General features: G+C 64.2%; 12 protein-coding genes. 8 read left to right on the forward strand and 4 right to left on the reverse strand.

Annotated features, from left to right (window positions below):
- On the reverse strand, nt 1-2,088 hold the full coding sequence (locus tag AB4Z43_RS16190; RefSeq protein ID WP_441938370.1) for a GumC family protein: 2,088 nt from the start codon (nt 2,086-2,088) through the stop codon (nt 1-3).
- A 328-nt stretch (nt 2,089-2,416) separates the two neighbouring features.
- Here AB4Z43_RS16190 and AB4Z43_RS16195 point away from each other — a divergent pair, with 328 nt between their 5' ends.
- Nucleotides 2,417-3,940 (forward strand): glucosamine inositolphosphorylceramide transferase family protein, encoded by a 1,524-nt coding sequence (locus AB4Z43_RS16195; protein WP_441938372.1) that lies wholly within the window; start codon nt 2,417-2,419, stop codon nt 3,938-3,940.
- A gap of 113 nt (nt 3,941-4,053) precedes the next feature.
- The gene (locus AB4Z43_RS16200) at nt 4,054-5,238 is read left to right on the forward strand and encodes an FAD-dependent oxidoreductase (protein WP_064986094.1); all 1,185 of its coding nucleotides are present in this window, start codon (nt 4,054-4,056) and stop codon (nt 5,236-5,238) included.
- A gap of 177 nt (nt 5,239-5,415) precedes the next feature.
- Here AB4Z43_RS16200 and AB4Z43_RS16205 read toward each other — a convergent pair whose 3' ends face one another.
- Both AB4Z43_RS16205 and AB4Z43_RS16210 read right to left on the reverse strand, forming a co-directional pair.
- Nucleotides 5,416-6,270, reverse strand: a complete 855-nt coding sequence (locus AB4Z43_RS16205) for a sugar phosphate isomerase/epimerase family protein (RefSeq protein WP_441938375.1) — start codon at nt 6,268-6,270, stop codon at nt 5,416-5,418.
- Nucleotides 6,271-6,318: 48 nt separating this feature from the next.
- Complete coding sequence (locus AB4Z43_RS16210) at nt 6,319-7,374, reverse strand: LacI family DNA-binding transcriptional regulator (protein WP_202362113.1); 1,056 nt, start codon at nt 7,372-7,374, stop codon at nt 6,319-6,321.
- A gap of 202 nt (nt 7,375-7,576) precedes the next feature.
- On the opposite strand from AB4Z43_RS16210, the gene AB4Z43_RS16215 reads away from it, so the two are divergent.
- The 3 genes from AB4Z43_RS16215 to AB4Z43_RS16225 all read left to right on the forward strand — a co-directional run bounded on the left by AB4Z43_RS16215 (nt 7,577) and on the right by AB4Z43_RS16225 (nt 11,357).
- Entirely contained in the window at nt 7,577-8,608 is a 1,032-nt protein-coding gene (locus AB4Z43_RS16215) for a hydroxyacid dehydrogenase (RefSeq protein ID WP_202362112.1), read from the forward strand.
- 274 nt (nt 8,609-8,882) lie between these two features.
- Nucleotides 8,883-9,098 (forward strand): CsbD family protein, encoded by a 216-nt coding sequence (locus AB4Z43_RS16220; RefSeq protein ID WP_019859538.1) that lies wholly within the window; start codon nt 8,883-8,885, stop codon nt 9,096-9,098.
- Between the two features lie 150 nt (nt 9,099-9,248).
- Nucleotides 9,249-11,357, forward strand: coding sequence for a catalase (locus tag AB4Z43_RS16225; RefSeq protein ID WP_202362111.1), 2,109 nt, complete (start codon nt 9,249-9,251; stop codon nt 11,355-11,357).
- 200 nt (nt 11,358-11,557) lie between these two features.
- Here the strand turns inward: AB4Z43_RS16225 and AB4Z43_RS16230 are convergent, their stop codons facing one another.
- Entirely contained in the window at nt 11,558-11,851 is a 294-nt protein-coding gene (locus tag AB4Z43_RS16230) for a hypothetical protein (RefSeq protein ID WP_441938379.1), read from the reverse strand.
- Between the two features lie 270 nt (nt 11,852-12,121).
- Here AB4Z43_RS16230 and AB4Z43_RS16235 point away from each other — a divergent pair, with 270 nt between their 5' ends.
- The 3 genes from AB4Z43_RS16235 to AB4Z43_RS16245 all read left to right on the forward strand — a co-directional run bounded on the left by AB4Z43_RS16235 (nt 12,122) and on the right by AB4Z43_RS16245 (nt 13,535).
- Nucleotides 12,122-12,367: a hypothetical protein gene (locus AB4Z43_RS16235; RefSeq protein WP_019859541.1), complete on the forward strand. Its 246-nt coding sequence runs from the start codon at nt 12,122-12,124 to the stop codon at nt 12,365-12,367.
- A 142-nt stretch (nt 12,368-12,509) separates the two neighbouring features.
- Nucleotides 12,510-12,869: a low affinity iron permease family protein gene (locus AB4Z43_RS16240; protein ID WP_019859542.1), complete on the forward strand. Its 360-nt coding sequence runs from the start codon at nt 12,510-12,512 to the stop codon at nt 12,867-12,869.
- Between the two features lie 66 nt (nt 12,870-12,935).
- Nucleotides 12,936-13,535 carry an SOS response-associated peptidase gene (locus AB4Z43_RS16245; protein WP_064985800.1) on the forward strand — a complete coding sequence of 200 codons (600 nt, stop codon included), beginning with the start codon at nt 12,936-12,938 and terminating at the stop codon, nt 13,533-13,535.
- Nucleotides 13,536-13,558 lie beyond the last annotated feature (23 nt).

Raw genomic sequence — 13,558 nt, forward strand, 5'->3', positions numbered from 1 at the left:
TCAGGCCGCCTCGTCGACCAGCAAGGCGCCGGTCGGCAGCCGCCCCATGACGGAAATGGCCTGCGAGGCCGCCGTGACGTCGCGCATCGGCGTCGAGTTCAGCGTCGCGACCATCACGATCTCGTCGACCATGGCGACCAGCGGCGAGGCATTGAGATTGTCTGCCAGCGCGCCGCCGTCGACGACGACGAGGTCGAAGTTGCGGCCGGCCTGGGCCAGCATGTGCTGCGTGAAGTAGACGCCCTGCGCCTCGGAGAAGACGGCCTTTTGCCGGCCCCTACCCAGCACCGCGACATTGCTGCCGGCGGTGTGCTGGCTCACCGCCTCGAAGGCATATTCGCCGCGCAGCACGTCGAGCAGGCCGGGCTGCGGCTCCTTCTTGCCGCTGACGGCATTGGTGTCGATGAACAGGACGCGACTGCCCCTGGCGGCCGCGGCATTGGCGAGCAGGCGCGCCACCCGGCCCCGATGCGCGGCGTCTTCCGGCGGCGACGTCAGCAGGATGGACGGCACCAGCGGCCAGTTCGGCGGACGCCGGCTGGAGGCGAACAGCCGCCTCAGCGCCAGGCCCGCGACCGCATCCGTCTTCTGCCCGGCCGCGGCGGCGGCGCCGCTGAAAGGCCACCAGCGGCGGCCACTGCCTGCCTTTGCCGGCAGCACGCCAAACACCGGCGCGTCGATGGCCGATTGCATCTGCGCGCTGGAAAGCACGGTCGGCGAGGAATATTCCGCGATCAGCGCCAGCGCGGTGCCCAGTCCCAGCCCGCCGAAGAGGGCGCCGAAAACCAGCAGCGGCAAAGGCGGCCAGCTCTTGTTCAGGGCGGGCATCGCATTGGAGATGATGCGCGCATTGGTGCTGTCGACATTGATCTGTTCGCGCGTTTCCTGCGCCCGCTGCAGATAGGTGGCGTAGACCGAGCGCACCGCCTCGAGGTCGCGCTGCAATTCGCGCAGCTTGACCGAGGCCTGGTCGGTGTCGAGCGACTTGCTCTTCATGCCGGCGACCTTGGCCTCCAGCGCCTGCTGGTTTGCCAGCGCCCGCTCGTAGTCGGTTTCGGCGGCGGCGCCGATGCGTCCGAGTTCGCGCGCGATGAGGGCGCGCGTGTCGCGCAGCTGCTGCTGCGCGGCGATCATCGAGGGGTGGCGCGGCCCAAGTTCCGTGCCAAGCTGCGAGACCTGGTCGACAAGCGTCGCTTCCTGCGCCCGCAGGCTCGAGATGACCGACGAGCGCATCGCTTCCGAGGTGGCGTCCGGCGCGCCGCCGGAGCGGCGCAGCTGGTCGACCTGCGCCTTCAGCGCCGCGGTGCGGCTCTGCGCCGCCGAAAGCTGCGTGTTGATCTCGGTCAGTTCCTGGTCGCTGACCAGATTGCCCGCCGCCATCACCATGTTGTGGGCGGATTTGTAGGCCTCGACGGCGTTCTCGGCCTGCTGCACGCGCTTGCGCTGCTCCTCCAGCCGCGCGGTGATGGAATCGGAAGCGTCCGTGGCCATCTTGGCGCGCGCGCTCGCCTGATCGGCCAGATAGGCCTGGGCGATGGCGTTGGCGAGCTTCGCCGCTTTGTCGGCGCTCTTGGCGGTGACGATCACGTCGAGCACCAGCACCTTGTCTGCCCGCTTAACCGCCAGCCGACGGCGCAGCGCATCGAGCGTCTTGCCCGTCCTGTCGGTTTCGGCCGACCCCGAGCCGAGCAAGCCACCGAGCAGACGGCTCACCAACCCGCCCTGCCCGTTGAATTCCGGATCCTCGGTCAGCTTGGTCGCCTCGATGGCCTTGAGCAGGACACCCGTCGACTGGACGACGCTGACCTGGCTTTCCACCATGGTGATGCCGCCATCGGGCGGAACGCGGCTCGGATTGACGTCGTTGGTGACCACTTGCAGGTCTTGCGGATCGATGAGGATTTCCGCCACCGAGCTGTAGAGCGCCGGCGTCAGCAAGCCATAGGCCAGCGCCCCGAGGGTCAGCAGCGCGGCGGTCAACAAGATCAGGAAACGGCGGCGCACCAATATGCGCTTCAGGTCACCCAGCTCGACGGTCGAGGATGCACAGGACGCCGTCGGCACTGGCTCCGGGGCGGCATATTGCATCGCCTCCGGAGCGGGTTGTTGCGGCAACGAGAGCAGGGATGATTGCAACGGTCGCTCCGACAACACTCCGTGTGCCTGCAAGTGTAAATTGCAGCTTCGACCTAGCTATTCCTCCAACTGTTAAAACACTGTTAATTATGTTGAGAGCTCTTCTGATTTTTGGCACGGAGTTTGCCTGATAAAGGCACGTGCATGTCGACACGGCGCCGGTGAACAGGAGACGGATGGAAATGGGGCAGCAGATCAGTCCAGACCATCCGTGCGGCCATCTCTCCTGCCCCATTTTCGAACACCGGCCAGACACCGATCAAGATGCTAGGGGTGCGACATGCAAGTGAGCCTGCGCCTGGACAGCGAATGCGTCCGTGCTTTTCACCTGCTGCTGCTGCAGCGCCTGGCGGCACTGGCGCAGGTCGAGATGTCGGTCGATGCCAGGCCGGCCGGGGGCGGCATTCCGGGCAGCGCTGCCGCGCTTTTCCAGCTTGAGACAGCCATCCATGGCTTGCCGGCGGACGGACTGGCCAAGCGCCTGCCGCTGTCGGCGCTGGCGCCTTATCGGACGCAGCCGCCCGCCTCTCCCGATCTGGTGATCGACCTCTGCGGCGATGTGAGGCTGGAAGGAACGCGGGTCTGGCGCGTCACCTATGACGGCGCCGCCGGCGAAGCAGCCTTGCTGGCGCTGATCCTGGACGGCCGCACCCCGATTGCCCGCGTCGAGGAGAGCGGCGCCAGCGTTGCCGAAGGGCGCCTGGGCACCGAATATGGCGGCATCGCGCTGGCCTCCTTCCAGGACATGCTCGCGCGCACCGCAAGCCTGATCCTCGCGGCAATGCCCCCCTCGGCAGTGAATGGCGCGGCGCGGGCCGCCCTGCCGGTGCTGCCCGAACCGGCGCAAGCCGGTGCCCCGCCGCAGATACCCTCGCCCACCAAACTCGGCATCAGGGCAGGCAAGGCGCTGGCGCGGCGCATCGTCCAGAAGATCTACCATCTCTGCTACAATGCCCCGCACTGGAAGGTCGGCTGGCGCGAGACCAAGGGGCAGGATCTGTTCGACCTGCGCGTCCATCCGGCAGCCGGCTGGCAGGTGCTGCCCGACGACGGCAGCCGCTTCTACGCCGATCCGTTCCCGATCCTGTACCGGGGACAAGTGACCCTGTTCGTCGAGGATTATATCCACCGGCTGGGCCGGGCCATCATCTCCGCCGTGCCGTTCGGCCCGGCGGGGCCGATCGGCCGCCCCGAGCCTGTGCTCGACCTGCCCTACCACCTCTCCTACCCCTTTGTCTTCGAGCGCGACGGCGAGGTCTGGATGGTGCCGGAAAGCTGCGCCAACCGCACAGTCGATCTCTATCGCGCCACCGCCTTCCCCGGCGGATGGGTCAAGGAAGCCACGCTCTTGTCCGACATCGTCGCCAGCGACGCCACTCTGGTCGAGCATGGCGGGCGCTGGTGGCTGTTCGCCACTGTCAGGGACGGCGGCGGCGCCTTCTCCGATGCGCTGCATCTTTGGTCGGCGCCCGACTTCCGCGGCCCCTGGACACCGCATCCCAAGAACCCCGTGCTGGTCGACATCGCCTCGGCGCGACCGGCCGGCCGCATGGTTGAGCGCAACGGCCAATTGCTGCGCCCGGTGCAGGATTGCCGCAGGAGTTATGGCGCCGCCCTTGGCATCGCACGCGTCGCTCACCTTGATTTGAACGGCATGGAGCAAGTCGTCGAGACCATCTTAACTCCTGGGGCGCTATGGAATGGGCGCAAGCTGCACACGCTCAACGAGGCGGGCGGCCTGGAATTCATCGATGGCTCGGCGATCGCGCCGCGCTGGAAACAGAAGCGTTCGTCGTTAACGTAAACAATCGTTACTACCAGCCACCCGCGCTGGTTGCTTGAGGTTGATGTGGGGCCGGAAGATATTTCCACTGCAGATTGTGGCAGGCGCAAGATGACCAGCAGAAAGGTAAAGACATGACCACCGCCGCGGCTGGCCCGACCGAAGTCGACGTAGCGATCGTCGGCGCCGGAATGGCCGGCACCACCCTGGCAACGCTGTTGGGAAACGCCGGCCGCAAGGTGGCGCTGATCGATCCGCACCGCGTTCATCACGACGAATTCCGGGCCGAGAAGATCGGTGCGGATCAAATGCAGCTGTTCCAGAAGCTCGGCCTCGACAAGATGGTCATGCCGCTCGTCACCCCGTTTACCGACATTGATGTCTTCCGCCTCGGTCAATTCTTCGCCCGTGAAAAGAAGTGGGAGTACGCATTTTCCTATGGTGCGCTGATCAACGGCCTGCGCGATGCCTTGCCGCCGCAAGTGCCGATCACGATCGGCAAGGTGGCCGAAGTCTCGACCGGACCTGACCGGCAGCGGCTTGTGCTGGCCGACGGCGCCGTCATCGATGCCCGCCTGCTGGTGGTGGCCACCGGCTACAGCGAATTGGTGCGGCGCGCCATCGGCGTCGAGCGCGTCGAATTGTCGAAGGCGCATTCGCTGTCGATGGGGTTCGACCTCGCTGTTGCGCGGCGTGACTGCGCCTTTGGGGCCGTCACCTGCTACGGCAAGCGAGCCTCTGACCGAGTCGCCTATCTCACCGTCTTTCCCATCGGCGACAAGATGCGCGCGAACATGTTCGTCTATCGCACCGTCGCCGAACAATGGACGCGGGACTTCCGCGCCGATCCGCAGAAAATGCTTCGCGAACTGATGCCCGAGATCGCGGCGCAGTGCGGCAACTTCGAGGTGGCGAGCCCGGTCGAGGTCAGGCAGGTCAATCTGACCACGACACAAGGCCATCGCCGCGACGGCGTCGTCTTCATCGGCGACGCATTCAACACGACATGCCCGACGCCGGGCGTCGGCATCGGGCGGGTCATGGTCGATGTCGATCAGCTCCATTCCGTTCACATTCCGCGCTGGCTGGAAACACCAGGCATGGCGGCTGACAAGATCGGCGCTTTCTATGACGACCCGGTCAAGGTGGCCTCCGATAAGGCAGGCATGCGGGTGAGCTTCTACGCCAAGCAGATCACCACCGAAACCGGACTGGAATGGCGCGTGCGGCGCCTGCGCAACAACACGGCGCGTCAGCTGATGATCATCGGCCGCAAGATGCGCCATTTGGGACCGCGCCGGGAGCCCGGAATGGCGTGAGGGTCCTCCCACTTTCTCCCGCCATCCAAGGCCGAGGCGTGTTCCCTTCTCCCTTCCCGCGGAGACGGGAAGCGCGCCAGGCCCAGGACTGTGGGCTGAGAGCAACGCGCTAACGCTTTGATGTTATTGCTTACATCCGCCGCCCAGCGCGGCGAGCCACATAATCCGAGGAAACCCTCACGCCAATTGCAGCCCCGCCTTCCTCGCCGCCTCGCGCAGGAACGGCAGGCCGACACCGATGACGTCGTCCGGGTTCTCCGCCACCGGGCGCCAGACGGCGAGCCCGCCGGCGATGTCGGCGTCGACATGGTTCATGCTTTCGAGCGTGATGGCGCCGGTGTAGCCGATGTCAGCGATGGCCTTCATGCAGGCCGCCCAGTCGAGCATGCCGCGTCCCGGCACGCCGCGATTGGCTTCCGAGACGTGGACATAGCCGAGATAGGGCGCCGCCGCCCTGAAGCCGGCCTCGAAACTCTCCTCCTCGATATGCATGTGATAGGTGTCGAGATGGATGAAGATGTTGTCGGCGCCGACGCGTTCGATGATCCGCGTCGCATCGATGCCGCGGTTGATCAGATGCGTCTCGTAGCGGTTGCAGGGCTCGATGCCGAGCTTCAGCCCATGCGCCTTGGCGGCCTTGGCCGCGCGCACCAGGAAGCGGCACATGCCGTCGATCTCGTCTTCGGTTGGCGCGCGTCCCGACGTCTTGCCGATGGTGCCATAGGTGACGCCGCCCAGCGCGTTGCTGCCGACAGCCTCGCAGACGCCGAAGGCCGGCTCGAGAAAGGCCAGCGCCTCGTCCGGCCGTGCGCCAACATCGAGTGAAGCCGGCAGGCCAAGCGACGGGATAAGCTCGACATTCCAGCGTTCTGCAAAAGCGCGCGTGCGCCTGGTGTCGATCTCTTCCGGTCGCAGCAGCGGGATTTCGAGCAGGCCGATGCCCAACCCCTTCAGCCGCTCCATTTGCGGCTCGATCAGGTCGAGGTCCCAGACCGGGGCGATGGCGAAAGTGTGCAGTCCAAAAGTGTTCATCTCAGCCTCTGTGATCGCGCGGTCGCGATGCTGTTGTCGCCGAAGCTTCTATTGCGGGTTTGCGGAATGCGGGCCGTTGCCTGGCGAGCCAACGGATTCCCGCATCAAAACCTTGCAAGGTTCGAGACGTGCCGTCGGCGGCCCCTCCTCGCCTTCAATCCGGGCAAACAGCGCCTCCATGGCGTGGCCGGCGATCTGGCGCACCGGCTGCACCACGGCGGCGATGGCCGGCCATGTCACCTGCATCCATTCGGCGTCGTCGAAGCCGACCAGCGAAATGTCGTTGGGGCAGTGCCAGCCGCGCCGCCGGAACTCCGACAGCGCCACCAGCGTGCCCTTGAGGAACAGCGAATAGACCGCCGTCGGGCGCTCGCCTTCTGCAAAGTAATCACGCAGCTGTGCCCTGAGCGGTTCGACATCGCTTTCGGCAAGCACGACATCGATGCGCACATCCGGCGCCAGGTTCAGCGCGGTGGTGCGAAACCCATCGAGACGGGTGCGCACCGTCGCCGCCTGCTCTCCAAGGCCGACGACAAGGATGTGACGATGACCCTTGCCGATCAGTTCACGCGCCACTTCGGCGCTGGCCGCCGCACTGTCGGCCGACACCGTGTCGAAGGCGTCGTCGGACAGCACGCGGTCGATCAGCACGCCGGTCATGCCGTTGGCCTTCATGAAGGCGGCCGCCGGGCCATGCTCGTTGCGCACCGGCGCCAGCACCACGCCGGCGACCCGCCAGTCATGCATACGGGCTAGGATTTCCGTTTCGCGGGCTTCGGATTCGCGGCTCGACGCCGCCACCAGCGTATAGCCGCGCTGCTCGGCCAGGCTTTCGAGCTGGGTGACCATCTGGCCGAAGAACTCGCTTTCGAATTCCGGCATGATGGCGCCGATGATGCGGCGCTTGGCCCGGCGCATGTCGGAAGCCAGCGGATCGACGCGGTAACCGAGCTGTTCGATGGCGTCAAAGACGCGCTGCGCATTCTCGGGCTTCACGGTGGCGACGCCGGCCATGACCTTTGAGACGGTGGCCGCCGACACGCCGGCACGGCTGGCCACGTCGTGGATCGACGCACGCCGCTGCTGGTCTTGCCTGTGCGCCATTGCTCCTCCTCCCGAGGCGCGGACAGAGGCATTTCTGTCCGCATGAGAAACGAGTAAATCGATTTTTCGCAGTTGTAAATCGTTTCATCGGCGGTATTTTAGCTACGGAGCCACATGTCGCCCAAAGATGTAAACGGTTTTGGGGGCAACGACATGGGCAAAGCAAAAATGCGCGGCGTCGACCGCGTCGGGAGGAATCATCGTGCCAAACAACGATTTGCCGCTGGTGATCAGCGCGCCGGAACCGCGCTCGCTGGAACTGATCTTCACGCCGCCGCAGCTGGCGCGCTTCCGGGCGAAATACCGCATCGTCGAGACCACGGCCGACGGTGTCACCGAACTGCCGGCCAATGTGCTGGCGCAGGCCCGCTATATTGTCGGCCAGCCGCCGATCTCGTCGGAGACGCTGGGTCGGATGACGGCGCTGCGCTGCGTCTTCAATGTCGAGTCCAACCTCCTCAACAACATGCCTTACGAGACGCTGTTCGCGCGCGGCATCCATATCGTCACCACCGGTCTGGTGTTCGCCGAGCCGGTGGCCGAGCTTGGCCTTGCCATGGCGCTGAACCTTGCCCGCGACATCGTCGATGCCGACCTCGCCTTCCGCAAGGGCGAAGAGCTGTGGGGCGGCGACGGCAACCAGACGGCGCGGCTGCTGTCGGGCGCCGATGTCGGCATCATCGGCTTCGGCGATCTCGGCCGCGCGCTGAACCGGCTGCTGACGGGTTTCCGCGTCAACACCAAAGTCTTCGATCCCTGGCTGCCGCCATCGATCCTGATCGACAATGGCGTCGAGCCCGCCTCGCTGGACGAGGTGCTGACCTCGAGCGACTTCGTCTTCGTCGTCGCCTCGGTGACCTCCGAGAACCAGGGTTTTCTCGGTGCGGAGGCCTTCGCCAGCATGCGGAGGGGCGCCGCCTTCATCCTGCTCAGCCGCGCCGGCGTCGTCGATTTCCCCGCACTGATGGCGGCGGTGAAGAGCGGCCACATCGTCGCCGCCAGTGATGTCTTCCCGGAAGAGCCGCCGGCACTGGATCATCCGGTTCGCACCCTGCCCGGCTTCCTGCGCTCGGCCCACCGCGCCGGCGCGCTCGACATCGCTTTCAAGCGCATGGGCGACATGGTGCTGGAGGACATGGACCTGATCGACCGCGGCCTGCCGCCGCTGCGCTCCAAGCGCGCCGAGCGCGAGACGGTCTCGCGCATGCGATCGAAGCCGGTGGATCGGAACTGACGGGCGAGGCACCGCATTTCCATCGTCCTGCGAGATCTTGCGAAAGCCCGGAAGCCGGCGGGCTTCACGTCGTGATGGAACGATCACCCCGCTGACAGGTTCTGTAAAAGGCCGGGCGGTGGGACGCCCGACCGACTCCAGAAGGCCCGTCACGATTCGCGTCGGTGGCGGGCCTTTTCGTTTTGCCGCGCTCTTCATGGCATGAGGAACCTTCCTGACAACGCGACGTTGGTCCCCGCCGGTCAGGCAGACAATTCGCAAAAAGGAACATTCCATGGGAAGCACAAGTGACAAGGCCTCTGGTCTCGCCAATCAGGCCGTAGGCAAGGCCAAGGAAGGCGTCGGCAAGGCCGTCGGCAATGACCGCCTGCGCGCCGAAGGCGCCGCACAGGAGGCCAAGGGCAAGGTCCAGAAAGCCGTCGGCGACGCCAAGTCGGCCGTCAAGGACGCGACCAACAAGACCGCGGCCGCAATCAACAAGAACCTCTGAGGGTTCTTCGCTTTCTAGAGACAATTGGAGGCCGCCGTTCGAACCGGCGGCTTTCTTCTTTGCGGATTTGAAATCAGCCGGGAACGCATTGCCATTCCAGAGATTGAGGAACCAGCGCAGCCCGCGCGTTGACCCCAGGGATTTTCAGTCATGGCGAAGCAAGCATCCAAAGCGGCCGGGACGGCCGCGACCATCCACGATCAGAAACTGCAGCGCGGCGAAGGCGGCGAACTGCACCAGACCGCTTCCGGTTCGGCAGAGGTGCTGACGACCGCACAGGGCGGCCCTGTCTCCGACGACCAGAACTCGCTGAGGATCGGTGCCCGTGGGCCAACCGTGCTTGAGGATTTCCACTTCCGCGAAAAGATCTTCCATTTCGATCACGAGCGCATTCCCGAACGCGTCGTCCATGCGCGCGGCTATGGCGCCCACGGCTATTTCGAGACGTACGAATCGCTGGCTAAATACACCCGCGCCGACATCTTCCAGCGCGCCGGCGAAAAGACACCGGCCTTCGTGCGCTTCTCCACCGTTGCCGGCAACAAGGGCTCCGCCGATCTTGCCCGCGACGTGCGCGGCTTCGCCGTAAAACTCTACACGCAGGAAGGCAATTGGGACATTGTCGGCAACAACATGCCGGTATTCTTCATCCAGGATGCGATCAAGTTTCCCGACCTGATCCATGCCGCGAAGGCCGAGCCCAACAGCGATTTCCCACAGGCACAGACCGCGCACGACAATTTCTGGGATTTCATCTCGCTCACGCCGGAAAGCATGCACATGATCATGTGGGCAATGTCGGACCGGGCCATCCCGCGCTCGTTGCGCTTCATGGAAGGGTTCGGCGTCCACACGTTCCGGCTGCTCAACGCCAAGGATGAATCGACCTTCGTCAAATTCCTCTGGAAGCCGAAGCTCGGCCTCCAGTCGGTCGCCTGGAACGAGGCGGTCAAGATCAACGGCGCGGACCCCGACTTCCATCGCCGCGACCTCTGGGACGCGATCCACGCCGGGAATTTCCCGGAATGGGAACTGCAGTTGCAGCTTTTCGACCAGGCCTTCGCCGACAGTTTCGACTTCGACATCCTCGATCCGACCAAAATCATTCCCGAGGAGGTGCTGCCGCCGATCGCGGTCGGCCGCCTGGTGCTCGATCGCATGCCCGACAATTTCTTCGCCGAGACCGAGCAGGTGGCGTTCATGACGCAGAACGTGCCGCCCGGCGTCGACTTCTCCAACGACCCGCTGCTGCAGGGCCGCAATTTTTCCTATCTCGATACGCAGATCAAACGGCTGGGTAGCACCAACTTCACCCACATCCCGATCAACGCGCCGAAATGCCCCTTCCACACTTTCCAGCAGGACGGACATATGGCGATGCGCAACCCGGTCGGCCGGGCCAACTACCAGCCCAATTCATGGGATGAAGGCCCGCGCGAATCCCCGCAAAAGGGCTTCCGTTCCTTTGCCGAAGCCGAAGCTGGACCGAAGGCCCGTTTGCGCTCCGAAAGCTTTGCCGATCACTACAGCCAGGCACGCCAATTCTACATCAGCCAGCACCCCGTTGAACAAGGCCACATCGCCTCGGCGCTGACCTTCGAACTGAGCAAGGTGCAGACCCCGGTCATCCGCGAGCGCATCGTGTCCCACCTTCTCAATATCGATGATGCGTTGGCTCGCAAGGTGGCGGATGCGCTCGGCCTGAAGGCGATGCCGAAGCCCGCCGATGCGGCGGTGCCGACGCGCACCGACCTTGCCGCGTCGGACAAGCTCAGCATCCTCAAGAACGGACCCGGCCGCTTCGAGGGCCGCAAGCTCGGCATGCTGGTGACCGACGGCACCGACGCAGCTCTGCTCAATGCGCTGAAGCAGGGGATGACCAAGGCCGGCGCCAAGTTCGAGATCATCGCGCCGAAGGTCGGCGGCGCCAAGGCCAGCGACGGGAGTTGGATCGACGCGCAACAGATGATCGCCGGCGCGCCGTCTGTCCTCTACGACGCCATTGCGCTGCTGCCGGCAAAGCCTGCAATGGCCGAACTGCTGAAGGAATCGACCGCCCGCGATTTCGTCGCCGACGCCTTCGCGCACTGTAAGTTCATCGGCTTCGTCGAGGCGGCGACCCCGCTGCTGGACAAGGCCGGCATTGTCGAGGACGAGGCGGTCATTGCGCTGGCTTCCGCCAAGGATGTCGCGGGCTTCATTGCCAGTCTCGGCGACCTGCGCTTCTGGGCGCGTGAGCCGAAGGTGAAGCTGGGTTGAACTCGGAACTGGACCTGGCTGCGCACACGCCGCAGCCAGGTCCAGCGATTGTGAAGTCGGCGGCGAGATTGCCGCCCGCGTCGGCAGTGGGGGCATCACCGGATATTAGGCTGACGGATACGGATGGAATCTGGCCGACCGTTGCGGGGATCCTGCATCAGCCCGCACAACCAAACCAGCCGAAACCCGCCGGCCAAGCGTCAGGCGGCGCGGCCGAATCCGTTTTCGACGATATCTAGCAGCAGGCCATTATTGTCCGCGCCGACAGGCTCCCTCGACCGCCAATCGCGGGCAGAGCGGTCGAACTCGATCGGCGCCGAATAGAGCTGGGCGAAGCCCAGCACCAGCCGTTCGGCGTCGGCAAGCGACAGGTCGCAATGGCGGCCGGCCAGTCGAGCGGCAAGGACTGGAACGTTGACGATTCCAAAATCGTAGATGGTCTTGATCAGCGTGCAATTCAGGTCGTCGCGCAGTTCGATCGGGTAGTTGTGCATGGCAAACTCCTGTCCAGCGGACTGGGTTTTCCCTCACTTTCACCATGCGCCCCACGATTCGTTAAAGCAAGCCAATTGTGAAAAAAGTATTAATAAAATCAATTAGTTAGTATGTTGAGCCAGTGATGTAACCGGAGCACTTTGAGGGACTGATGCAACAAATGTATTTGGCTACCTCGGAACCAAACAGGCCATTGGCAGATTGTGAGGCACATAAGTCACTTACTCATTCGGCTCACCGCCTGCATCGCCGGAAGAAGGATCTCCACGATGGCTGATAATCTCGAGCGTCCTGAACGCCTGCAGGTCATGCTGAACGAGGAAGAATTCGCGGCCCTCGACACATGGCGTTTCGACAAGCGCATGCCAAGCCGAGCGGCCGCCGTGCGTGAGTTGCTGCGCCGTGGCCTCGCCGCCGATGGCTTCCTGCATGCCAACAGCGGCACGCGTTCAGCGGATTTTGGTCTTCTGAATGGCGAACAAGACGCCCGCAAGACGAAGCCCTCGGGGGAGTGAGGATTGCGGTGTGGCCTGGATGCGGTCGTTCTCCTGAAACGCATGCCCGTGCCTGTGTGGTGCAATCCCGTACTGCGAGCCGTTCACAATTTTCCTGGAACTGCTTTGGCCCTGGTGAACATCTGGAGGGTCGGTGGGAAGCATGAACAAATTCCTCTTCGCCAGCGCTGACTTCCTGTCTCGCCCGCCGGGTTTCTACGTCATCATCGTCGCCATGGTGGTGTGCACTGCCCTGGTGCCCTTCGGCCTGACAAACGCCGTCACCTATGCCTTGTCCGTGGCGGCTATCATCATCACCGGCGTCGTCCTGATCCAGGGCTACCGCGACACCGCCGCCATCCACGCCAAGCTCGACGAGATCATCGTCGCGCTCAACGACGCCAGGAACGACGTGGTCGGTCTCGAACATGCCGACCCGAAGGAGATCAAGGCAAAGCTTGGCAAGCTCGAGGAAGAGGCGGCACGGACACTGGTTCGCCGCGCTGAAACCGAGGCCGGCTAAGCACTTCATCGGCGGCGGAGGAATCCGTTATACGAGAATCCAGCGCATTGAGAGCGAGTGCCGGATATGTGCAATGACTACGAACAGCATGTGGCATGGGCCGAGTATTGCCGGATGATGGAGTCCCTGGCGCTTCGAATACCCAGCCACCAGAGCGAACTTGACCTGCCTCAAGCCGATGACATTCGCATCAACGACCCGGCGCCCATAATGCGCGCCACCGCCGGCAGCGACGCTATCGAATTGGCGTCGATGACATTCGGATTTCCGCCGGCCGGTCCCAAAGGCGGGCCAGTGTTCAACTTCCGCTCCGAAGGCCGGCAATTCGCAAACAGCAAACGTTGTCTCGTCCCGGCGTCCGGCTTCTTCGAATTCACCGGCGCGAAATATCCGAAGGCGAAACATCGCTTTACGCTCAACGGCTCCCCGTTCCTGGCCATTGCGGGGCTTTGGCGTGAAGCCGTCGGCAACAAGCCCCCCACTTTCACCATGCTGACGACGGACCCCGGGCCGGATATCGCGCCCTACCACAATCGCCAGGTTGTCGTTCTTCAGCCCGCTGATTGGGCGGCCTGGATCAACCTGACAAAACCGGAAGCCGAACTGTTGCGTCCACTTCCGGCTGGAGCGCTTCAGGTGGAGACCGTGCGCCCCGAAAGTGCGTAACCGCAAGGAACGATCATACCGAT

Source organism: Mesorhizobium sp. 2RAF45, assembly GCF_052115225.1.
Lineage (GTDB): Bacteria > Pseudomonadota > Alphaproteobacteria > Rhizobiales > Rhizobiaceae > Mesorhizobium > Mesorhizobium jarvisii.

Excerpts from the sequence above, each read along its gene's own strand:
- AB4Z43_RS16200 (WP_064986094.1), top strand. The coding sequence starts at position 4,054 with ATGACCACCGCCGCGGCTGGCCCGACCGAAGTCGACGTAGCGATCGTC.
- AB4Z43_RS16195 (WP_441938372.1), top strand. The coding sequence starts at position 2,417 with ATGCAAGTGAGCCTGCGCCTGGACAGCGAATGCGTCCGTGCTTTTCAC.
- AB4Z43_RS16230 (WP_441938379.1), bottom strand. The coding sequence starts at position 11,851 with ATGCACAACTACCCGATCGAACTGCGCGACGACCTGAATTGCACGCTG.
- AB4Z43_RS16210 (WP_202362113.1), bottom strand. The coding sequence starts at position 7,374 with ATGGCGCACAGGCAAGACCAGCAGCGGCGTGCGTCGATCCACGACGTG.
- AB4Z43_RS16190 (WP_441938370.1), bottom strand. The coding sequence starts at position 2,088 with ATGCAATATGCCGCCCCGGAGCCAGTGCCGACGGCGTCCTGTGCATCC.
- AB4Z43_RS16225 (WP_202362111.1), top strand. The coding sequence starts at position 9,249 with ATGGCGAAGCAAGCATCCAAAGCGGCCGGGACGGCCGCGACCATCCAC.
- AB4Z43_RS16240 (WP_019859542.1), top strand. The coding sequence starts at position 12,510 with ATGAACAAATTCCTCTTCGCCAGCGCTGACTTCCTGTCTCGCCCGCCG.
- AB4Z43_RS16235 (WP_019859541.1), top strand. The coding sequence starts at position 12,122 with ATGGCTGATAATCTCGAGCGTCCTGAACGCCTGCAGGTCATGCTGAAC.
- AB4Z43_RS16205 (WP_441938375.1), bottom strand. The coding sequence starts at position 6,270 with ATGAACACTTTTGGACTGCACACTTTCGCCATCGCCCCGGTCTGGGAC.
- AB4Z43_RS16220 (WP_019859538.1), top strand. The coding sequence starts at position 8,883 with ATGGGAAGCACAAGTGACAAGGCCTCTGGTCTCGCCAATCAGGCCGTA.
- AB4Z43_RS16245 (WP_064985800.1), top strand. The coding sequence starts at position 12,936 with ATGTGCAATGACTACGAACAGCATGTGGCATGGGCCGAGTATTGCCGG.